The organism is Sulfitobacter sp. IGS-18 (assembly GCF_059628195.1).
This window is the reverse complement of the sequence record NZ_JCAQIH010000002.1, coordinates 209,927-231,181: the sequence shown is the minus strand read 5'-3', so window position 1 is coordinate 231,181 and position 21,255 is coordinate 209,927. Positions and strand designations below refer to the sequence as shown.

At 62.9% G+C, this 21,255-nt stretch carries 22 protein-coding genes; 8 read left to right on the top strand and 14 right to left on the bottom strand.

The genetic code is table 11. From position 1 onward, the window contains the following. Positions 1-177 precede the first annotated feature (177 nt). Positions 178-654, top strand: coding sequence for an Lrp/AsnC ligand binding domain-containing protein (locus ACWNZ3_RS19260; RefSeq protein ID WP_114277528.1), 477 nt, complete (start codon positions 178-180; stop codon positions 652-654). Positions 655-804: 150 nt separating this feature from the next. Continuing rightward, positions 805-1,038 carry an oxidoreductase C-terminal domain-containing protein gene (locus ACWNZ3_RS19255; protein ID WP_496902280.1) on the top strand — a complete coding sequence of 78 codons (234 nt, stop codon included), beginning with the start codon at positions 805-807 and terminating at the stop codon, positions 1,036-1,038. A gap of 145 nt (positions 1,039-1,183) precedes the next feature. Here the strand turns inward: ACWNZ3_RS19255 and ACWNZ3_RS19250 are convergent, their stop codons facing one another. The 9 genes from ACWNZ3_RS19250 to ACWNZ3_RS19210 form a co-directional block, all read right to left on the bottom strand. Next, positions 1,184-2,539, bottom strand: coding sequence for a sigma-54-dependent transcriptional regulator (locus ACWNZ3_RS19250; protein ID WP_269360650.1), 1,356 nt, complete (start codon positions 2,537-2,539; stop codon positions 1,184-1,186). 21 nt (positions 2,540-2,560) lie between these two features. After that, positions 2,561-2,686, bottom strand: coding sequence for a hypothetical protein (locus ACWNZ3_RS19245; RefSeq protein WP_269360651.1), 126 nt, complete (start codon positions 2,684-2,686; stop codon positions 2,561-2,563). A 34-nt stretch (positions 2,687-2,720) separates the two neighbouring features. Continuing rightward, positions 2,721-3,923: a formate dehydrogenase subunit gamma gene (locus ACWNZ3_RS19240; protein ID WP_269360653.1), complete on the bottom strand. Its 1,203-nt coding sequence runs from the start codon at positions 3,921-3,923 to the stop codon at positions 2,721-2,723. Between the two features lie 99 nt (positions 3,924-4,022). Next, positions 4,023-4,616, bottom strand: a complete 594-nt coding sequence (gene fdh3B / locus ACWNZ3_RS19235) for a formate dehydrogenase FDH3 subunit beta (protein ID WP_114276808.1) — start codon at positions 4,614-4,616, stop codon at positions 4,023-4,025. An 11-nt stretch (positions 4,617-4,627) separates the two neighbouring features. Next, on the bottom strand, positions 4,628-7,615 hold the full coding sequence (locus ACWNZ3_RS19230) for a formate dehydrogenase subunit alpha (RefSeq protein WP_269360655.1): 2,988 nt from the start codon (positions 7,613-7,615) through the stop codon (positions 4,628-4,630). Between the two features lie 119 nt (positions 7,616-7,734). Then, positions 7,735-7,947: a twin-arginine translocation pathway signal protein gene (locus ACWNZ3_RS19225; protein WP_269360657.1), complete on the bottom strand. Its 213-nt coding sequence runs from the start codon at positions 7,945-7,947 to the stop codon at positions 7,735-7,737. 50 nt (positions 7,948-7,997) lie between these two features. Then, on the bottom strand, positions 7,998-8,603 hold the full coding sequence (locus ACWNZ3_RS19220) for a TorD/DmsD family molecular chaperone (protein WP_496902279.1): 606 nt from the start codon (positions 8,601-8,603) through the stop codon (positions 7,998-8,000). Continuing rightward, on the bottom strand, positions 8,600-9,217 hold the full coding sequence (locus tag ACWNZ3_RS19215) for a DUF3306 domain-containing protein (RefSeq protein ID WP_496902278.1): 618 nt from the start codon (positions 9,215-9,217) through the stop codon (positions 8,600-8,602). Before ACWNZ3_RS19215 ends, ACWNZ3_RS19220 begins: the two co-directional genes overlap by 4 nt. Further along, the gene (locus ACWNZ3_RS19210; protein WP_496902313.1) at positions 9,214-9,753 is read right to left on the bottom strand and encodes a DUF3305 domain-containing protein; all 540 of its coding nucleotides are present in this window, start codon (positions 9,751-9,753) and stop codon (positions 9,214-9,216) included. The genes ACWNZ3_RS19215 and ACWNZ3_RS19210 overlap by 4 nt, the downstream gene beginning before the upstream one ends. 380 nt (positions 9,754-10,133) lie before the next feature. Between ACWNZ3_RS19210 and ACWNZ3_RS19205 the strand changes: the two genes are divergently transcribed. Genes ACWNZ3_RS19205 through ACWNZ3_RS19185 form a run of 5 tightly spaced genes read left to right on the top strand, consistent with a single transcriptional unit; the run spans position 10,134 to position 14,604 of the window. Continuing rightward, a complete protein-coding gene (locus ACWNZ3_RS19205; protein WP_496902277.1) occupies positions 10,134-12,086 on the top strand; it encodes a 4Fe-4S binding protein in 1,953 nt (650 codons plus the stop codon). Between the two features lie 33 nt (positions 12,087-12,119). Further along, entirely contained in the window at positions 12,120-12,323 is a 204-nt protein-coding gene (locus ACWNZ3_RS19200) for a DUF6494 family protein (RefSeq protein ID WP_496902276.1), read from the top strand. Between the two features lie 3 nt (positions 12,324-12,326). Beyond that, positions 12,327-13,397, top strand: a complete 1,071-nt coding sequence (locus ACWNZ3_RS19195) for an Mrp/NBP35 family ATP-binding protein (RefSeq protein ID WP_496902275.1) — start codon at positions 12,327-12,329, stop codon at positions 13,395-13,397. Beyond that, positions 13,394-14,110 (top strand): biotin/lipoate--protein ligase family protein, encoded by a 717-nt coding sequence (locus tag ACWNZ3_RS19190; protein ID WP_496902274.1) that lies wholly within the window; start codon positions 13,394-13,396, stop codon positions 14,108-14,110. Before ACWNZ3_RS19195 ends, ACWNZ3_RS19190 begins: the two co-directional genes overlap by 4 nt. Then, positions 14,107-14,604, top strand: coding sequence for a DUF6505 family protein (locus ACWNZ3_RS19185; protein ID WP_496902273.1), 498 nt, complete (start codon positions 14,107-14,109; stop codon positions 14,602-14,604). The genes ACWNZ3_RS19190 and ACWNZ3_RS19185 overlap by 4 nt, the downstream gene beginning before the upstream one ends. Before the next feature lie 44 nt (positions 14,605-14,648). Here ACWNZ3_RS19185 and ACWNZ3_RS19180 read toward each other — a convergent pair whose 3' ends face one another. From ACWNZ3_RS19180 to ACWNZ3_RS19170, 3 genes are read right to left on the bottom strand one after another with little or no spacing between them, the layout of a single operon-like run. After that, positions 14,649-15,458, bottom strand: a complete 810-nt coding sequence (locus ACWNZ3_RS19180; RefSeq protein ID WP_496902272.1) for an ABC transporter substrate-binding protein — start codon at positions 15,456-15,458, stop codon at positions 14,649-14,651. After that, entirely contained in the window at positions 15,458-16,168 is a 711-nt protein-coding gene (locus ACWNZ3_RS19175; protein WP_496902271.1) for an ATP-binding cassette domain-containing protein, read from the bottom strand. Before ACWNZ3_RS19175 ends, ACWNZ3_RS19180 begins: the two co-directional genes overlap by 1 nt. Then, positions 16,168-16,872 (bottom strand): ABC transporter permease, encoded by a 705-nt coding sequence (locus ACWNZ3_RS19170; RefSeq protein ID WP_269360672.1) that lies wholly within the window; start codon positions 16,870-16,872, stop codon positions 16,168-16,170. The genes ACWNZ3_RS19175 and ACWNZ3_RS19170 overlap by 1 nt, the downstream gene beginning before the upstream one ends. Before the next feature lie 631 nt (positions 16,873-17,503). Between ACWNZ3_RS19170 and ACWNZ3_RS19165 the strand changes: the two genes are divergently transcribed. Continuing rightward, on the top strand, positions 17,504-19,450 hold the full coding sequence (locus ACWNZ3_RS19165; RefSeq protein WP_496902270.1) for a sensor histidine kinase: 1,947 nt from the start codon (positions 17,504-17,506) through the stop codon (positions 19,448-19,450). A gap of 22 nt (positions 19,451-19,472) precedes the next feature. Here ACWNZ3_RS19165 and ACWNZ3_RS19160 read toward each other — a convergent pair whose 3' ends face one another. Together ACWNZ3_RS19160 and ACWNZ3_RS19155 are read right to left on the bottom strand one after the other, a co-directional pair. Then, positions 19,473-20,405, bottom strand: a complete 933-nt coding sequence (locus ACWNZ3_RS19160; RefSeq protein ID WP_496902269.1) for an NAD-dependent epimerase/dehydratase family protein — start codon at positions 20,403-20,405, stop codon at positions 19,473-19,475. Continuing rightward, a complete protein-coding gene (locus ACWNZ3_RS19155) occupies positions 20,402-21,169 on the bottom strand; it encodes an SDR family NAD(P)-dependent oxidoreductase (protein ID WP_496902268.1) in 768 nt (255 codons plus the stop codon). The genes ACWNZ3_RS19160 and ACWNZ3_RS19155 overlap by 4 nt, the downstream gene beginning before the upstream one ends. Between the last annotated feature and the right edge of the window lie 86 nt (positions 21,170-21,255).

Below are 21,255 nucleotides of genomic sequence, written 5' to 3'. Positions count from 1 at the left end.
AATGTCCTTTCAAAGTATATGGCTCATTTCTACACTTTTGCGCCCTAAGCCATCACAACCTCATAAAATCTTCAAAAACCTCGATCATTCTGAAAGAATACGTCATCCAGTGATTACAGCGAATCATCGCCTGCGGCAGCACCCCTGTGCGTTCCGCCGAGTTTCAGAGGTAACATGTTGAAAGATAACCCATCCCGCGCGCTCGACCGGACTGAACTGGCGCTTTTGCAACTGCTGCAGGCGGACGGGCGGCTGACCAATGCAGAACTGGCGCAGCGTACCAATGTCAGCCCCGCAACCTGCCACCGCCGGACCCAGCGCCTGTTCGATGAGGGGTACATCACCGGCGTGCGGGCCATGGTTGACCCACACAAGGTCGGCCTGGGGGCCCTGGTGATGGTCGGCATCGTCCTGGACCGTTCCACCCCCGAAAGCTTTGCCGCCTTCGAGGCTGCGATCACCAAGGAGGCGTCGATCCTGGATTGTGATCTGGTGGCCGGGGATTTCGATTACCTGTTGCGGATCAGGGTGTCTGACATCGCGGATTTCAACCGGTTCCACACCCAAAAGCTGATCTCGCTTCCCGGTGTCCGGCAAGCCCGGACCTTTTTTGTGATCAAGGAAGTAAAGGCGAATGCGCCGATGGATTTTTGAAATGTCAGCGGCGGGCTGGCCCAAAGCCGACACCCTTGATCATCGGCCTTGATCCTTGCCCGGATCATGCTGCCGCACCTGTGCTGTAGCGCCCTCAGCCGATCTGATGGATGCAGCGATCGTTTCGCAGGCCCATTTCAGCATTTCTGAATGAAGGTTTACCGCGGTCCATATCAGCTGCAGATTGCAGGCCTTGCCGGACCTGACGACCAAGCCTTGACAGGCGCGGACGGCACGGTCTGGCGCTTTGCCGGTGACAGGCTTTCTGCGGTGGAAACAGTATACAACGCCAAAACCCATATGCAGGCGCGGAAGCGTCTGGCCGGAGCGCCAATTGACCGCGCGTCACTGGTCGCGACGGGGATGGATATCAACGTGATGTAGCGGAATTAATTTGACATAATTCTGCTTATCAGCCTTACAGAATGCAAAACTATGCTTCGTGACCGACGCGGCGGAGGTCCGGACGGCGCCCTTTCCACCTTTCCCAAGCGCGGAACCAGGGCCGCAGGCCGCCGCGCAATCCGGTTCAGGCAAGGTCGATATCAATACCCGCCTCACCCCATACCGCCATCTTGCGGTCGATGGTCTTGCGCGACACCCCCAGCCGCCGTGCGGCCTCTGCCCGGTTTCCTTTGCACAGATCCAGCACATGTAACACATGCCGCTGTATCACCAGGTCCAGATCTTCGATTGCCCGCGTCCCGGCGACGGAACCATGGCCCGAAAAACCCTCGGGGAAAGCGCCGAGGATGACCGACCGTTCGATCAGATTGCGCAGTTCGCGCACATTTCCGGGCCAGTCATAGCGCCGCAGTTTCAGTAGGGTTTCCGCATCAAGCCGCAGCGCGGGCATGCCCAGGACTGTCGAAAACTGCTCCATGAACAATGCCGCCAGTTCGACGATGTCTTCGGACCGGTCTTTTAGCGGCGGCATCTCGATCTCGACCACATTGATCCGGTGATAGAGATCGGCGCGGAAACGGCCCTCTGCCACCGCTTTTTCCAGGTTGGCGTTGGTGGCAAACAGGAACCGCAGGTCCAGCGGTATCTCCCGCTCGCCCCCCTGCGGGCGGATGGTCTGGTCTTCCAGCACCCGCAAGAGCGCCGCCTGCAATGCCTCCGGCATCTGCGCCACCTCGTCCAGAAACAACGTGCCGCCGTCCGCCAGCAGTAACAGCCCCGGCTTTAACGTCTCATTGCCCTCCACCGACCCGAACAGCTCCGGCACGATCCGGTCCGGTGAAATGGCGGCGCAGTTCACGGCGACAAAGGGCTTGTCGCTGCGGTCTGACATCTGGTGCAACTGCCGCGCCGCCAGTTCCTTGCCGGTGCCGCTGGCCCCGGTGAACAGAACCGGCGTCGGCAGCGGCGCCAGACGGGTCAACATGCGGCGCACCGCCCCCAGGGCCTGCGATTTGCCCAGCATCTGCACCGCTGTTCCCGCATGCAGCTCGCGGCGCAGCAATGTGTTGTCCCGGCGCAGGTTCTTGCGGTCCAGCGTGCGCGACACCGCGCCCAGAATCTGATTGGTCCGAAACGGTTTGAGCACAAAGTCACTGACGCCCGCCCGCAGTGCGGCGATCGCGGTTTCCAGATCCGCATAGGCGGTGATCAGGATCGTGTCAGCATAGAACCCCTTGCGGCGCTGTTCGTTGACCCACTCAAGCCCGGTCTTGCCCGGCATGACATTGTCCAGCACCACCACGTCAAAATGCGCCGCATCCAGCAGCTTCGTCGCCTCGGCCGGCGAGGCTGCCTGCGCCACCCGTTTCACCCGCGGTTCCAGAATCTTGGTCAGGAAATGCCGCATGCCCGGCTCGTCGTCGATAATCAGAACCGACGCGCCCTCAAGCGTGCCGCCGTATTCGTCCCGTACCGCCATGGCGTAATTTATCCCCGCAGGTCAGTCCAATCTGACATTACCACTGGAATAAACGTCCTGAGAGGAAAAGCCCATCTCGTGCAGGCCGAAATAGGCCACGACACCGATCACCATGATCCCGGCAAAGCCTGCAAACATCACTTTCATCGCCTGTTTCCTTTTGCGTAGGTCCCGGGGGCAATCATTCCGCAGGGCTCCGATGCTCGGTCTCTCTGACCTTTTCCAGCCAGATCGAATGGTGCTGCTCCGCCCAGTTCACGTCAACCTCGCCAGACCCCATCGCGTCATAGGCGCCTTCCATGCCCAGCGTCCCGATATAGATGTGGCCAAAGATGATCGCCATCATGACGAAACCGATGATGGCATGCCACAACTGGGCATATTGCATCTCTTCCTGCGGGGCCAGATCGACGGGCAATGTGCCAAACCCCAGGGCCTGCGGCAGGCCGGTGTCGTTCAGCACCGCAAAGGTATGTCCGAACAGCGGCATGTCGAAGGGGAACAGCATCGACAGGCCCGATACAGAGACCGATGCGCCCAGCAGGATCACAGACCAGAAGATCAGCTTCTGCCCTGCGTTGAACTTCTTGGCGGGCGGGTGTTTCTTGCCGATGATGCCGCCGCCATAGCGGACCCAGGTCAGGTCAGTGCGGTCGGGCAGATTGTGCCAGACCCACATCACGAACACCATCACCAGCGCAATCATGAACGCCCACGAGACGTTGTCGTGAATGTATTTTGTTCCCGTCAGCAGGACCGAGTTGAAGCCGTGGCCAAAGGCCGGAATCAACACCTTGCGGCCGAACAGGGACAGCAGCCCGGTAACCGCCAGCAGGATGAAGGACCCTGCGAGCATCCAGTGGGCAAAGCGTTCAATCGCCTTGAACCGGGTGACAGTGCGCCCCGACATGCCGTCCTCGACCCGCACGCGGCCGCGCAGCAGGAAAAACACCGCCAGAATGCCCAACGTGCCCAGCAGCAGCCAGCCGCCATAGGTCGGCAAGGCACCACGTCGGATATCCAGCCACCACATCCCACCATCCTGCACCAGCACTTTGCCGGTGGTGTTCAGGGTGGTCACGCGTACATCCGCCTCGTTATAGCGCAGCGCGCGCCATTGTTCGGCGTCCGAGGTGCCACCCAGCGGCCCCAGCCCGGGTGCGGTGCCTGCATCGCCGCCGATGTTGTTGCGGCGGAAGCTGTCGTCAACCGCAAGGCCCTGCTGACGGCGCAGCACGTCCTGAAGCGTTTGCGCCCCGCCGGTCGAGGCGCGGGGCGCATCGACATTGACTGCGTTGTCGGGGGGTCGCACATCCTGTGCAGAGGCGACGCCGGGCAAGGCCAGCAGTACAAGAACAAACAATGCCATCAGATGGCGCAGCATGGGAAATCCCCCGCATGAAAAACGGTGAAGCGACGGCCCGCAGCAACGCGGGCCACCAGATCTGTCATCGGCAAGGGCACCTGGCCCGTGCCGCCCGGGTTACTGACCCTTCTGTTCGTAGGCCGTGCCCCAGCCCCAGGCACCAGAGCCAAAGCCCCGCGCCACCACACGTTCGCGGTAGATGTCAGAGACCACATTGCCATCGCCCGCCAGCAGTGCCTTGGTCGAACACATCTCGGCGCAGATTGGCAATTTGCCTTCCGCAATCCGGTTGCGCCCGTACTTCTGGAACTCCGCCTGGGAATTGTTTTCCTCCGGACCACCGGCGCAGAAGGTGCATTTGTCCATCTTGCCGCGCGAGCCGAAGTTGCCCGCCTGCGGATATTGCGGCGCGCCGAAGGGGCAGGCATAGAAGCAATAGCCGCAACCAATGCACAGATCCTTGGAGTGCAGCACCACACCTTCGTCGGTCTGGTAAAAGCAATCCACCGGACAGACCGCCATACAGGGCGCATCCGAACAATGCATGCAGGCGACCGAGATCGAGCGTTCGCCCGGCTTGCCGTCCTGAATGGTCACCACCCGACGGCGGTTGATGCCCCAGGGCACCTCGTGCTCGTTCTTGCAGGCCGTGACACAGGCATTACATTCGATGCAGCGTTCGGCATCGCAGAGAAATTTTGCTCTGGCCATTGTCTATCTCCTTACGCTGGCATGATTTTGCAAAGAGTCGCTTTGGTCTCTTGCATCTGGGTGACTGAATCGTAGCCATAGGTCTGTACCGTGTTGGTGGATTCCCCCAGCACGATCGGATCGGCCCCATCGGGATATTTGTCCCGCAGGCTGACCCCTTCCATGTGACCGCCAAAGTGGAAGGGCATGAATGCAACCCCCTCGCCCACCCGTTCGGTGACCATGGCCATGACCTTGATCCGCCCGCCTTCCGGGCCTTCGACCCAGACGTCGGCACCGTCGCGGACGCCCAGATTGTTGGCATCACGGGTGTTGACCTCGATGTACATGTTCTGTTGCAGCTCGGCCAGCCAAGGGTTCGACCGCGTTTCATCCCCGCCGCCCTCGTATTCGACCAAGCGGCCGGAGGTGAGGATGATCGGGAAGTCCTGCGAAAAGTCATTCTTCTGGATGGAGGCATAGAGCGTCGGCACCCGCCAGAATGTCTTGTCGTCATAGGTCGGATAATCCGCCACCAGGTCGCGGCGGTTGCTGTAAAGCGGTTCACGGTGCAGCGGTACCGGATCGGGGAAGGTCCAGACCACGCAGCGCGCCTTGGCGTTGCCGAAGGGGGCACAACCATGTGCAATCGCGACGCGCTGGATGCCGCCCGACAGGTCGGTCTTCCAGTTCACACCGCCAACCGCCTCCACATAGTCCGATGGCATTTCACCCTGTTGCGAGGTTTCCCCCACCTCTTCGGTGCCTTCTCCGGCGTCCTCCGGGCGCTGGTAGCCCGCGACCATTTCGATGGACTTGCGTTCCTCCGGTGTCAGATCACCATCCCAGCCAAGGTCGATCAGCATCTGCATGGTGAATTCAGGGTATCCATCCTGAATTTCGGACCCTTTGGAATAGACGCCTTCGGCCAGCAGGTTGTCCCCGTCGCGTTCCACCCCGAACCGGGCGCGGAAGGTCAAACCGCCTTCGGCCACCGGCAGCGACATGTCATAGAGGTTCGCCGTGCCGGGGTGGTTCATCTCGGGCGTGCCCCAGCTTGGCCAGGGCAATCCATAGAAATCACCATCCGCCGGTCCGCCATTGGCCCGCAGCGTGGTCTTGTCGAAGGTATGCTGGTTTGCCATGTGCATCTTCAGCCGTTCCGGGCTTTGACCGGTATAGCCGATGGTCCACATACCGCGGTTGAACTCGCGGGTCAGATCCTCGACCAGCGGTTCCTCCCCGTTCACCTCGATGTTGCGGAACATGCGGTCCGCAAAGCCGAACTTGGCGGCAAACTTGTACAGGATCGTCTGGTCCGGCAGCGATTCAAACAGCGGTTCGACCACCTTTTCGCGCCATTGCAGCGACCGGTTGGATGCGGTGACAGAGCCCGACGTTTCGAACTGTGTCGACGCGGGCAGCAGATAGGTGCCATCGGTACGGTCGTGCAGAACGGCGGAGACGGTTGGATAGGGGTCCACCACGACCAGCAGGTCGAGCTTTTCCATCGCCGTTTTCATTTCCTTCTGGCGGGTCTGCGAGTTGGGCGCATGACCCCAAAGCACCATCGCCTTGGTATTGTCGGGCTGTTCCAGATTTTCGCGCGCTTCCAGCACGCCGTCGATCCAGCGCGACACCGGAATGCCCGTCAGCCCCATCATCGGCACGTCTTTGCCGTCGGCGCCTTTCATCGTGGCAAACCGGCCCTTGAGCCAATCCAGGTCTTCTTCCCAGACCCGCGCCCAATGCGCCCAGGAGCCATCGGACAATCCGTAGTAGCCCGGCAGCGTATCGGCCAGAACACCCAGATCGGTTGCCCCCTGCACGTTGTCATGGCCGCGGAAGATGTTGGTGCCGCCCCCGGCCACACCCATGTTCCCCAGCGCAAGCTGCAGGATGCAATAGGCGCGGGTGTTGTTGTTGCCGTTGGTGTGCTGCGTGCCGCCCATGCACCAGATCACGGTGCCGGGGCGGTTGTTGGCCAGCGTGCGGGCCACACGTTTCAGCTGCGCCTCGGGCACGCCTGTGACACGCTCGACCTCGTCGGGTGTCCAGTTGGCCACCTCCTTGCGGATCTCGTCCATGCCCCAGACGCGGGTGCGGATGAACTCCTGATCCTCCCAGCCGTTGTCGAAGATGTGGTAGAGAATGCCCCAGACCAGCGCCACGTCCGAACCGGGCCGGAAGCGCACGAATTCATCCGCATGGGCCGCCGTGCGGGTAAAGCGCGGGTCGCAGACGATCAGCGGCGCGTTGTTCTGTTCCTTGGCTTTCAGCAGGTGCTGAAGCGAGACCGGATGCGCTTCGGCAGGGTTGCCACCGATGATGAAGATCGCCTTGGAATTGTGGATGTCGTTGTAGCTGTTGGTCATGGCGCCGTAGCCCCATGTGTTCGCAACACCCGCCACGGTCGTCGAATGGCAGATACGAGCCTGGTGATCCACGTTGTTGGTGCCCCAATAGGCGGCAAACTTGCGGAACAGATAGGCCTGTTCGTTGGAGTGTTTCGCCGAGCCCAGCCAATAGACGCTGTCGGGGCCGGATGTGTCACGAATCGACATCATCTTGTCGCCGATCTCGTTGATCGCCTGTTCCCAGGAAATGCGCTGCCATTCGCTGCCGACTTTCTTCATCGGGTATTTCAGGCGGCGTTCGCCGTGGGCGTGTTCGCGCACCGACGCGCCCTTGGCGCAATGGGCGCCAAGGTTGAAGGGGCTGTCCCATCCCGGCTCCTGCCCGACCCAGACACCGCCCGAGACTTCGGCAATCACCGTGCAGCCGACCGAACAATGGGTGCAGACGGATTTCTTGATCTCGATCGCGCCGGTTCCCGCAGCCGAAGCCGCCGTTGCCGGTTTGACGCTGCCTGCTGTGGCGGCAATCGCCGTCAGCCCGCCAATCGCCAGCCCCGACCCGCGCAGAAACGCACGGCGGTCGATCCTGGAACGGGCCACATCCGACAGGATGCTCCCCCGTTGGGCGCTACGTGCAACACCGTTGGTCTTTTTCCTCAACATATTTTCACTCCCTGAACGCGGGATCAGACCCGCATCTGGTGGCTAATGGATGGCAGGGCGCGGGTGCTGCGCGTGCCGGTGTCCATGGCCCGGTGCCGGGCCATCGATGGGTAGCGCCGTCAGAAACGGGCGCTGGCGTAATAGGCCCGGGTGTGTTCGGTGTCCTGCATCTTGTCCGATGACAGATCCGGAACACTTGCGGCCCCGGCCTCGGTCCCGCCGGTGGCGACGGCAACGGCGGCCAATGGCGCGGCGGTGCCCGCAAATTTCAAAAAGTCGCGCCTGTCCTTGCGGACCGCCTTTTCGGGCTTCGCGTCAGGTTTGCGTGTCATCAATGCCTCCTCTTTTACGTCTCGGTTTCGCGCTGGTTCGTTGCCAGCCGTCAGTTGATACTCAGTCGAAATGCCTCAGCCTCGATCTCCATAAAGGCCCTCCCGATCTTGCCCACGGGCGCGAAAAAGACCGAATTCTTCGCCCCCTCAAGATCGGCAAAGAAATGTCCCGCCCAGGGTGCAATATGTTTGCCAAAGAAGGTCTTTTGCTGGGTCAGCGTCGCCGCCACGCCGAACCGCCCGACAATCATCGCGCCCATCATTTCCATCAGGGATGCGATATTGTCTTCCGGCTCGAACACATTGTCCGCCCGCGCCAACCCGCGCGCGGCCATGTCCTGCCGCAGCAGCGCCAAGGGCTTCTCGTTCAAAAATCCGGTCAGATAATAGCTGGCATAGGGCAGCAATTCGCCACGCCCCAGCCCGATGAACAACCGGTTGAATTCGCTTTCCACGGCGGCGGGCTTGCTCAGCCGTGCCACCTTGGACAGGGCAACAAACCCCTGCCCTAGCTCGGTGCCATCCCCCTGCAATTCACTGCATTGGCCCAGCAGCATCTGGTCCGGCGGACCAGAAAGGATCAAACCGATGAAATTATACACGTCCGCGCGCAGGCGGTCTTCTTCGGGCAGGGGGGAGGATGTCATCTGGTTCATACGCCTGTGCTTTCCGCATCCGCTGCAAAACTGAACCGCATCCGCCGCAGGACCGGCGCAGGGCTGTCTACCATGTCGTCAGGTTCATCCTGATCGCCCAATGCCTGCACCTCTGTCGCGACCGGCGATGTGGCGGCGGGTGGCACCACATCCGGCACCGACAGCGTGTCGACCGGCGCGGCGAATGCCGCCTCACCTTCTGGCTCTTCCTCAAGTGCGATGCCGTCCAGCACCTCGGTCAGCGGCGCGGCAAACCCCTTGCCCACCTGATAGAGCGTATTGACGGCCTTCCCCGCCGTCGCGGCGGCGGTGTAATCATCATCGTAGTCGTTCAGCCCGTCCAGACAGGCCAGAACCGGATTGCTGCGCCAGAACGCGCGCAAAGCCCGCCGCTTCAGCCGCTGCGGCAATTGCGCCCGCAGAAACGCCCGCAATTGTTCGCCGTCGACCAGATCCTCCGGTGCCGGCAGCTCAAGTTCCGCCAGCAATTCGTCGTCATCGCGCGCGGCAAGGCTGGCTTCCTGCGCCTGTGCCGCCTGTTCCTGCGCGGCTTCAACTTCGGCCTGCGCTTCGGCGGCAACGGCAGCACGGCGACGATCCCAGAAACCGCTCATAGGACACGCCCCCGTTTCAGCCCCGGCGAGGCATAGACATCCGCACCCGTATGGATACGCGGATCGCCGATACCATCCTGACGGGCACCTTCGGTCTGCTTGTTCCGCCGCCGTTTCACAAAGGCCTCTTCCTCGTGGAACAGGTCCACAAATTCGCGCACCCATGCCTCCAGCCCCTCGGGCATGGCAACCTTTTCAACCACCTCTTCAGCGCTGTCGCAGTAATCCTGCGCCTCATAGGGCGATGCGGTGACCAGCAGGATCTGAAAGGGGTGATCCTGCGCGCCCGCAATCGGGCGCATCACCACATAGACGCAAGGCACCTCTGCCCCCAGCCCATGCACATAGGCTTCGGTCTCCGCACCATGCAGGTCCAGCGGCACCGTGGCCGCGTGATATTCCGTGGTCCCGTCACTCTCGCGCAGCACGCGCCAGGATGCATCCGGCGCACCGGGCAGGACAGCCGTCGCCTTCCAGCTCCACCTGGCCCAACGGGTCACACCGGGCGCGCGTCGCAGCACGATACCCAGTGGTATTGTCCGGTACATGGCTGGATTGTGAATCAAGTTGCGCCTCCCTTTCACCATCCTTCGCCAGCCGCCCGCCCCCTGTGAAGGTCAAACAGGGGGATCGCCGGAAAAACCTGTGTCACCAGACAGTTTGGCCCGCCAACCTGGCCCATGCTGTGCCTCTTGGACGAATTGTCCAACCTGACTGTTTTTATAGGAAAATAATGCTGCACCCGAAAACGAATCACCCCGATGCGATGCTGCTGCGCGGCATTTCCTCATGCACCGCAGCTGCGGATGCGGGCTTGGAAAATTGCGGTTGTGGCGGTGGCCGAAAGCCGTCTAGCCTAGGGCCTGATCAGCGGCAGCGGCGCCCCTGAAATCGCAGACCCAACAAGGGAAAATCCATGGCCAAGGCATTGATAACATGTGATTGCGAAGGCTCTCAGACCATCGATTCCCCCGCACTTGCCAAAGCCACCGGTCTGGTGGTCCCCGCAGCCTGTTCCGCCCTGTGTACCCGCCAGATTGATGTCGCGGCCAAGGCCCTGAAGGAGGGGGATGCAATTTTATGCTGCACCCAGGAAGCACGGGTATTTGCCGAACTGGCAGATGAGCTGGGCCTGCCCCCTGCCCCCCTGCTGGACCTGCGCGACCGGGCCGGATGGTCTGATGACCCCGCGTCGAAACTGCCCAAAATGTCCGCCCTCGCCGCCGAGGCTTTGCTGGCCGCCCCGGTGGAAAAGTCGCTCGATGTCGCCTCACAGGGGTTATGCCTGATCCTTGGGCAGGGTGATGTGGCCTTTGCGGCGGCAGAACAGCTCAAGGATTTTCTGGGCGTTACCCTGCTGCTCGAGAACGCGGCAGAGATGCCGGACACCCGCGATTATGACGTCATCACCGGCAGGCTGCGCCGGGCCAAAGGCGCTTTGGGGCAATTCGAAGTGGTGATCGACGCGTTGCAACAGGTTGATCCCTCCGGCCGCGGACCCCTGCGGCTGAGCGCGCCCCGGGACGGGGCTGTCAGCCAATGTGATCTGATCCTCGATCTGCGCGGCGGCCAGCCACTGTTTCCCGCCCCCGAGAAACGCGAAGGCTACCTGCGCGCCGATCCTGCGCATCCCCCGGCAGTGGCCGCCGCGACACTCGCCGCGTCACATATGGTCGGCACCTTTGAAAAGCCGCTTTATGTGCGCACCGAGCCCCTGCTTTGCGCCCACAGCCGTGCCGGGCAGACCGCCTGCACCAATTGTCTGGACCTCTGCCCGACAGGGGCGATCACGCCTGACGGCGACCATGTGAGCATCGACCCGATGATCTGCGCAGGCTGCGGTGCCTGTTCCGCCGCATGCCCGTCCGGTGCCATCAGCTATGATGCGCCGCCGGTCGATTTCACCATGCTGCGGGTGCAGACACTGGCCCGCGCCTATCTGGAGGCGGGCGGCACCACGCCCCGCCTGCTGGTCCACGACGACAGCCACGGAGCCGAGATGATCCGCCTGTCGGCCCGCCACGGGCGCGGCTTGCCCGCCGATGTGGTGCCCATGGCCCTGCCCGCGCTGGCGGCTTTTGGTCATGCCGAGGCGCTGGCGGCGCTGGCCGCCGGTTTTGCCGAGGTCAGCCTGCTGCTGGGTCGAAAATCCGACCGCGACGCGATTGAAGCGCAAATCGCGCTGGTCCGCGCCATTGCGGGTGACACCCGCGTGCTGCTGATCGACACGCCCGACCCGGACACCATGTCCGACACCCAGTACGACAGCGCGGCCCCTGCCCCGGTGGCCACACCGGTCCGACCCATGGGCACCCGCCGCCAGATCACCCGCCAGGCCGCCCGTGCCCTGCACCCGGAGGCCGAGGTGCTGCCCCTGCCCACAGGCGCACCATACGGTGCCGTCGTGGTTGACCGCGAAGCCTGCACCCTGTGCCTGTCCTGCGTCTCGCTCTGCCCCTCCGGCGCGCTGGGGGACAACCCGGACCTGCCGCAACTGCGCTTTCAGGAAGACGCCTGTCTGCAATGCGGCCTCTGCGCCAACATTTGCCCCGAAGATGCGATCACCCTGGCCCCGCAGCTGAACCTGACAGGTGCTGCGCTGGAACAGCGCGTGCTGCACGAGGAGGAGCCCTTTCCCTGCGTCGAATGCGGCACGCTTTTTGGCGTCAAATCCACCATCGACCGGATCACCGACAAGCTGCGCAACCATTCGATGTTCGCGGACGAGGGCAAGTTGCGCATGATCCAGATGTGTGATGATTGCCGCATCAACGCGCAGTATCATGCCACCGACAACCCGCTGGCGGGTGGTGAACGCCCCCGGCCCCGCACCACCGATGATTACCTTTCCAAACGGCGCGATCACTGATCCGCCCCTCTCCCAGAACCAAAGGAGCCCCACATGAGCGATGATTTCAACATGTCGATGCGCAAGTTTCTCAAACAGGTCGGCGTGACCTCTCAGCAGGCCATCGAAAAGGCCATGCGCGAGGGGGCCGTTGCGGGACAGTCGGTGCCGGTCAAGGCCGTGATCACCATCCCCGAACTCGGCCTGACCCATGAGGTCAGCGGCACCATCACCGCCCCAGAAGCAGGGCAGGAATAAAAAGTGCCAGCCAGCAGGGAGGCGGTTCTGGCCGCGCTCAAGACCGTCAATGATCCGGCAACCGACACCGACATCGTCGCCAGCGGCGTGATGCGCGCGCTGAACGTGGATGCATCAGGCGCAGTGCGCTTTGTCATGGAGATCCCGCCCGCCCAGGCCGCCGCCTATACGCAGGCCAAGGCACAGGCCGAGGCCGCGCTGGCGCAGGTCGATGGCATCGGCAAAGTGTCCATCGTGCTGACCGGCCACAGCGAAAAGGCCCCGCCGCCCGACCTGAAGCCGCAGCGTGCAGCAGAGCCGAAAGGCCCGCAGAAAATCCCCGGCATCGACCGGATCATCGCCATCGCCTCGGGCAAGGGTGGCGTGGGCAAATCCACCGTCTCCGCCAATCTGGCTTGCGCCTTGGCGCAACAGGGTCGGCGCGTGGGGCTGCTGGATGCCGATGTCTACGGCCCCAGCCAGCCACGGATGCTGGGCGTCTCCGGCCGGCCCGCCTCGCCCGATGGCAAGACGATCCTGCCGATGCGCAACCACGGCGTGACCATGATGTCCATCGGCCTGATGACCAACGAGGATCAGGCCGTTGTCTGGCGCGGCCCGATGCTGATGGGCGCATTGCAGCAGATGATGACACAGGTGCAATGGGGCGCGCTGGACGTGCTGATCGTCGATTTGCCCCCCGGCACCGGCGACGTGCAGATGACACTGGCGCAAAAGGCGCAGGTGGACGGGGCGATCATTGTTTCTACCCCGCAGGATGTCGCCCTGCTGGACGCCCGCAAGGGCATTGACATGTTCAACCAGCTCAAGGTGCCGATCATTGGCATGATCGAGAATATGTCCACGCACATCTGCACCAACTGCGGCCATGAGGAACATGTGTTCGGCCACGGCGGCGTGGCGGCTGAGGCGGCCAAGATGGGCGTGCCCCTGCTGGCCGAGGTGCCGCTGGACCTGCAGATCCGCCTTGCCTCGGACGGTGGCGCGCCGATCACCGTCAGCCAGCCCGACAGCGCACAGGCGGCCAGCTTTCAGGCCATCGCAAAGCAGCTGATCGAAAGCGGCGCCGCATGAGCGAGGCGCTGCGCTTCCCCCCGCTGATGTGGGGTGAACCCGTGGCGGCGGAAGCCTTTGCCCACGCCGCCAGACGTGCGGCGGCGGGTTGTGACGCGGGGCTGGTTGTCTATGCGCTGGCCGGTCACACGGTCGAGGCGGCGCTGGTCTTTGCTCCCGAGGTGCCCTTGCGCGACGCGATGGCGATGCTGCCGCTCTGCGGCATCGGCTTTCAGAACGCATTGGGCGCATTGGCCCCGCCGGAAATCGCGGTGCATCTGGACTGGGACGGCGGCATTCGCATCAACAACGCTTCCTGCGGGCGGTTCCGCTGCATCGCCTCCACCACCGACCCCGACGCGGTGCCCGACTGGCTGGTTGTGGGCTTCACCCTGCCGCTGTACCCGCCGGACGATCCCGACCTTGCCGAAACCGGCCTGCGCCCGGATCAGACCGCGCTTTATGCCGAAGGCTGCTCCGAAGTGTCCCCGCCCGCGCTGGTCGAGGCATGGGCCCGCCATTGCCTGCACTGGATCAGCCGCTGGGACGGCGAAGGCGTGGCCCCGCTGCACAGCGCATGGCGCGGGCTGGCTTACGGCATCGGCGAAGAGACAACCCAGGGCGGCAAGACCGGCACCTACCTTGGCGTTGATGAGCACTTTGGCCTGCTCCTGCGCGACGCCGACACCACCCATCTGATCCCGCTGACCGCCATATTGGAGCCCAGCCCGTGACACATCCCGACCTGCGCAAACTTGCCCGCGCGATCCATTTCGATGAAAGCGACATGAACGTGTTTTCCAGCCCCGCGCGGACCGGGGAATGGTGCGTGTCCGGCGGCTTCGAATTCTCCGACTGGACCGAGGGCGACCTGACCGCCAAGGCGCGGCAGGCCTTTGCCAACGGCTGGCTGGGGCTGGAAACCTTCGGCCGCGTGACCTTTGTTGCCGTGACCCAAGTGGAGCCCGCCGAGGTTGCGACGCTGACCGAGATGCTGGCGCAGCATTTCGTCACCTATTACGGCGCACCGGACGTGGAGGCCGCCCGCCCCGTCGCCGCCGAGGAGCTGGCGCAGATGATGGATATGTGCGCCGACCACGATGCCAACACCCTGCTGACCGTGGCGCGCGAGTTGACCGACGCAGGAGTGCGCGAAAGTTTTCGCGTGATCCAGCCGCAGGATGCCGGGCTGGAACAATTCGCCATTCACGGCGACCTGCCGGAATAGCATCGCGCCCCATCACAGGAGCGCGATCTGTCTCTGATACGGGCTTATTCCGCGGCCTTGGCGTTGAACACGAACAGGGTTTCGCCGTTGATCTTGTAGTCGTTGATCAACTCTGCCGCGCGTTCCGATGTCAGCCAGGTTTCCAGCTTGCCCGCCAGTTCGGTTTTCACATGGGCGTGCTTTTCAGGGTTCACGGGCAGATAGGCGTATTGGTTGAACAGCACCGGATCGCCCGCATACAGCAGCGCAAGATCGCCCTTGTTGCCGAAATTCAGCCAGCTTGCGCGGTCCGACATGATATAGGCCGGAATGCCCGATGCGGTGTTCAGCGCGGCCCCCATGCCGGCCCCCACGGCCTTGTACCAATCGCCAAAGCCTGCAGGGTCCAGATCCGCCGCTTTCCACAGCGACAGTTCTTTCTTGTGCGTGCCGCTGTCATCGCCACGGCTGACAAAGGGGGCCTCGGCTTCGGCTATTTCCGTCAACGCCGTTGCCGCAGAATCTGCATCCTTGATGCCAGCCGGATCTTCGGCGGGGCCAATGAACACGAAATCATTATACATGATCTCGGTGCGATGGGTGCCATAGCCACCCTCGACAAAGGCCTCCTCGGCCTTGCGCGAATGGACCAGAATGGCGTCCACGTCGCCCGCCTCGCCCAGCTTGATCGCCTGACCGGTGCCCACGACCAGCAATTGCACCTCAAGGTCCAGATCCTTCATGATCTCGGGCAGCAGAACATCCGCCAGCCCGGAGTTGTTGAACGACGTCGTCACCGCCATTTTCATCACATCCGCCGCCTGAGCGGCGGTGCCGATGGCCAGCGCGGCCAGCGTCACTGCAAAGTGTTTCATCATTCGACTATGTCTCCTCTTAGAAAAGCCCGCGCCTGTGGCGTTTCGGGCCGGTTGAAAAATGTCTCTGCCGGGCCGCTTTCATGGATGCGCCCGCCCAGCAGGAACAGTACATCATCTGCCAGCCGCCGCGCCTGCCCCATGTCATGGGTGGACAGGATCAGCCGCGTGCCGTTGGATTTCGCAGCTGTCAGGATCTCTTCGATCTCGCGGGTGGCGCGACCGTCGAGCGCGGCACAGGGTTCGTCAAGAAACAGCACTTTAGGCTCTGATATCAGCGCCCGTGCCAGCGCCAGCTTTTGCTGCTCTCCCCCTGACAGAACCGGCGCGGGACGTTCCAGCATCCCCGCCAGCCCCACCCGCGCGGCCCAGTCGCGGGCACGCGCGCGGGCCTCACCCGCCGAGACCTTGCGCAGACGCAGCGGAAAGGCCAGATTTTCCATCACCGTGCGGCGCAGCATCACCGGCCGCTGAAAGACAAAGCCCTGATGATGGCGCGCTTCCTCGGTCGAGCAGGCCCAGTCGATCTGCCCCGCCGACAACCGCGCGGTGCCGTGCAACAGGCGCAACAGGGTCGTCTTGCCGGAACCATTCGGCCCGATCACCACACAGGCCCCCTGCCCCTCAAGCCTCAGATCAACCGGCCCGACAAGGACCTGCCCGTGCCTGCGGCTTTCAATTCCTCTGGCCTGCATCGGGAACAATTCCATCACCATGCCCCCTCACGTTCGGTCCGGCCCAGCCAGTGGATCGCCAGATTGACCGCCACCGCCAGCCCGATCAGCACAAAGCCAAGGGCCAGCGCCAGCGCGAATTCGCCCTTGCCGGTTTCCAGCGCAATCGCCGTGGTCAGCACCCGTGTCGCATGGTCGATGTTGCCGCCGACGATCATGATCGCGCCGACCTCGCCGATCGCGCGGCCAAATCCGGCCAGCGCGGCGGTCAGCAGGGCGCGGCGGCAATCCCACAGCAGCGTGCGGATCTTCTGCCCCTGGGTGACATTCATCGAGATCAGCAGGTCATGGTATTCCTGCCAGAGGTCGCGGATCGACTGATGGGCAATCGAGGCAATCAGCGGCACGATGATGATGGTCTGGGCGATGATCATCGCCGTGGGTGTGAACAGCAGCCCCATCACCCCCAGCGGACCGGACCGCGACAGGAACACATAGACAATCAGCCCCACCACCACCGGCGGCAGCCCCATCAGCGCGTTCAGGATGGCAATCACCAACCGCCGCGCGCGGAACCGTTTCACCGCGACAAAGGCCGCCAGCGGCAGCGCGATCACACAGGCCACGGCCAGCGCGCTCAGCGTCACCCGCAGCGACCGCAGCGCGATCTCGACCAATTCGCCATCCAGCGTCACGACCAGCCAGAAGGCTTGCGCCAGACCGCTCCATAAATCGACCATATGGTGATGGCCCCCCCGACTTCTTCGCGCAACCTTGTCAGGTCATGTCACCCGTTTCCACCCCCGCGCGCGGGGAAAAAAGCCCGCAGGACAGAGTGACCACAGGAAATTCGATCCCACCCGCATGGGTAGACAAAATGGCCAGGATCACGCATCTGAAACAAGACCACTGCAAGAAACCGTGCCGCCCTTCCCTTTTCGGACCTATACTGGTCTCTGACAAAGGGGTTTCAGGCTCTGCCACCTGCCGCGCGGCGGGTCACGCCCTTGCAAAACCTTGCGCAAGATCATGATGTGGTGATCTTTGTTGCCTGACAGTGATGCCGGGACAGGCGGGAACCATAGGCTCTGGACCCATTAATCTTACACGCTCAGTTTGACAGATTTTTCGCAGACAAGAAGCATCTGCGCTCCTTTTCCCCTGCCCCCGGATCGCTTGCGATCCGGTTCGCACCCGACCCCGCCCCCCAGGGCGGGTGCGAAACTCCGACCTCGCAAGATGCTGCGAAGTATGGAAAAATGGAGATGCCCCGCCAAATGGAGGTCCGCCCTCGGGGTCGGGTGCGAACCTGCCGTTGAGCGCTGCATTCAATGAACGGAACTATGATTCCGGGTATCTAGGGAAAGATCGATGACATCCGTTCGCCTCCGCCTTCTCATTCTTGCCCTGACGCCGCTGATCGTGCTGATGCCGCTCCTGCTGCTGCTCGGCATGACCCGCTGGACTGCCGATTACGACAAGGTCTTGAACGCCAATGTCGGAAGCGACCTGAAAATCGCCAGCCAATACCTCGCACGGCTGCTGGCCAAGACCGGAGACGAGCTGGATGCCGTGGTCGCCTCGGTTGAGTTCAACAGCTTGATGCACAGTTCGGCAGCAGACCGGGAAAGCTATTTTGACCAGACCCGGGTCCGGCTGGGCCTCGATTTTCTGTATTACCTGCCCGATGACCGGATCGCAGAGCAGGAAGAGGCCTGGCCGGTCATCGCCCAGGCCGCCGCCGGGCAAAGCGCGACGCAGATTGATGTCTTTGCCCAGGACACCCTGACCCGATTGTCGCCCGACATGGCAAAACGCGCGGTTGTCCCGCTGATCGAAACCCCCGCCGCAGTGCCGACCACCCGCGCGGTCGAGAACCGGGGCATGGTAGTTCATGCCGCCAGCCCCGTGACCATCCCGGGCCACCGCGGCATTCTTGTCGGCGGCACCCTGCTGAACCGGAACCTCGATTTCATAGATACCATAAACGATCTGGTCTATCTCAACGCCACAACAGGCGGGGACCGGCAGGGCACGGCCACGTTGTTTCTCGACGATGTGCGCATTTCGACCAACGTGCGCCTGTTCGAGGACGTGCGCGCCCTTGGCACAAGGGTCTCTGCCGAGGTCCGCGCCGGGGTGCTGACCGAGGGGCGCACCTGGCTGGGCCGCGCCTTTGTCGTGAACGACTGGTATATTTCCGGCTACCTGCCGATCACCGACAGTTTCGGTGACCGCGTCGGCATGCTCTATGTCGGCTTTCTCGAAGCGCCTTTTGAACTGGCCAAGCGGGAGGCCTTTCTGTGGATGATGGCCGCCTTTGTGGCGGTGCTGGCCCTGTCCGTGCCGGTCTTCCTGTGGATGGCGCGCGGAATCTTTTCGCCGCTGGAACGCATGACCCAGATCATGAGCCGGGTCGGCAAAGGCGAGCTTTCCGCCCGCATCGGCCCCGTTGGCGCAAAGGGCGAGATCGGCGAAGTGGCGCATCACCTGGACAGCCTGCTGGAACAGGTACAGGACCGCGACCGCCGGTTGCGCAGCTGGAACGAGGAACTGAACCAGCGGGTCGATCAACGCACCGCCGAACTGCGCGAGGCGAATGAAAAACTGGAACAGACTTTCCGCCAACTGGTGATGAGCGAAAAACTGGCCTCCATCGGTGAAATCACTGCCGGCGTGGCCCATGAGATCAACAATCCCGTGGCGGTGATCCTGGGGAATGTGGACGTGATCCGCCAGACGCTGGGAGATGCGGCAGAGCCCGTGCAGGCCGAACTGGCGCTGATCGACAAACAGGTGTCGCGGATCGAGGTGATCGTCGGCAAGTTGTTGAAATTCGCAGCCCCTTCGGATTTTTCGGATTATCACGAGGGGATAGACCTGCGGCCGATTGTGCAGGATTGCCTTGTTCTGGTCGACCATCAGATTTCGCGCGGCGACATCGAGGTGATCTGCGAGTTCGAGGACATCCCGCTGGTCCGCGCGGATTCAGGCGAGGTGCAGCAGGTGATCGTCAATCTGGTGGTCAATGCCACCCAGGCCATGGGCCAGCAGGGGCAGATTACCCTGCATCTCTACCCGGAAACCCGCGATGGCGTGGCAGGCGCTGCCCTGGCCGTACGGGACACCGGTTCCGGCGTGCCGGAGGATTTGTTGGCATCGGTCTTTGATCCGTTCTTTACGACCAAACGCGGCGAAGGCACCGGGCTGGGCTTGTCGATCTCGCAGACATTGGTGCAGCGCGCAGGGGGGATCATCACTGTGCGCAATCTTGAGCCGAAGGGCGCGGAATTTGTGGTCTGGCTCACTGCCGCCTGATCCCGGTCTGATCTTTCAATCCCTAACGCAGAGGGCCTGCAACCGCCGCTTCCCTGCAGCGCGCGATCGTTCGTGCCGTTCCCTCTGCCAGCGAAACACTCTTCCAACTGCCCAGCAACCGGCGCAGCGGGTTGTTGTCCAACCCGTCGGGCGCGGCCCTCAAGGAGGGCACTGCGCGCACATCTGCTTCCGGCACGCAGGCGCGGATCGCGGCAAGCACATCGTCGATGGAATGCACTTTTGTCGTCAGGTCACTGACAACAGCGGTATCATTCTGCGCCGCAAGGCACCGTTTGAAGATCTCGATCACCTCATCGACGTGCTGAAAGCACATGCGCCCGGTAAAGGGGATTTCGAAACGCTCGCCTCTCGCCGCCGCGCGCATGGCTAGGCTGATGGCCGCCGTTTCACCTTCGACGCGGCCGGGGCCGTAAACCACATTGGGCCGCAACCCGACGGAGGGCAGGCCGTGGTCCATCAGGTAGACCTTCGAGATATCCTCGCAGGCCGCCTTGTAGACACCATAGAGGTTGGCCGGGCTGTCCAGCGGCCCGCGCGGCCGCGCGGCAAGTGAACTGGTATAGACCAGCCGCCTGATCCCGGCGCGGCGGGCGGCTTCCAGCAGGTTGATATGGCCCAGAACATTGACCTCGGCGCCCAGCATCGGGTCCTTCCGGCAGGCCGGAATGACCAGGGCGGCAAGATGGACGATGGCGGCAATGCCCTGCGCCTCGACCAGCGACATCACCGCCGCGCCGTCGCGCACGTCGTTCTGGACATAGGTCGCTCCCGTCACGCGCTGCGCTTCGTCCGGCAGTCGCAAATCGCTGACAACAACCCGATGCCCCTCGGCCACAAGCGCCTGTGTCAGGGCGCGGCCAAGAAATCCGGCGCCGCCCGTCACCAGGATCGGACCAATCGTCAGGGGCAACCGGAATGCTGTCGCACAACTCACGACGACATCCCCTGCCCGCCGTTCACATCCATCAACTGCCCGGTGATAAACCCGGCCTCGTCCGCTGCGAAAAATGCAACGGCGGCGGCCACATCCTCCACCCGGCCCGCGCGGCGCACCGGGATGGTGTCCAGCACCGCCTGCTGTTCCTCATCCGTCATCCGCTCCTTCAGCAGGCCGATGACGCGGGGGGTGTGGATGGCGCCTGGGCAGACCGCGTTGCAGGTGATCCCATAGGGCCCGAATTCCTGCGCCAGTTGCAGCGTCATGGACTGGATGGCACCCTTTGCCGCCACGTAATTGGCCCCGGTGAACAGGCTGCCATAGCGCCCGGCCTTGGACCCCAGGTTGACGATCCGCCCATAACCGCGCCGTTTCATGCCCGGCAAGATCATCCGCAGGGTGCGCACGGCAGCGGTGACATTCAGGCCCATCACCTGATCCCAATGGGCATCCGTCTCCTCAAAGAAGTCGCGCGGCGTGTGCAGGGACCCGCCTGCATTGTTCACCAGAATATCCACGTCAAAGCCGGCGCTTTCGATCTCTGCCAGTGTTGCGGCAAGGGCATCGCCATCCATCATGTCGACCTGGCGGAAGGTGACATCCGCCATATCCGGTTCAACCGAAGCGCGTTTGATTGCCGCTGCGTCCCGGTCGATCACGACCACCCGCGCGCCCTCCTCCGACAAGCGCGCGGCGACAGCCTTGCCCAGCCCCTCCGCCGCGCCGGTGATCAGTGCGGTACGTCCCGACATACGTTTCATGCGATCTTTCTCACTCCCCACAGCCGCTCAAATTGGCTCTTGCATATTTCATTATATCTTACATAATCCCGTTATACAAAACATTC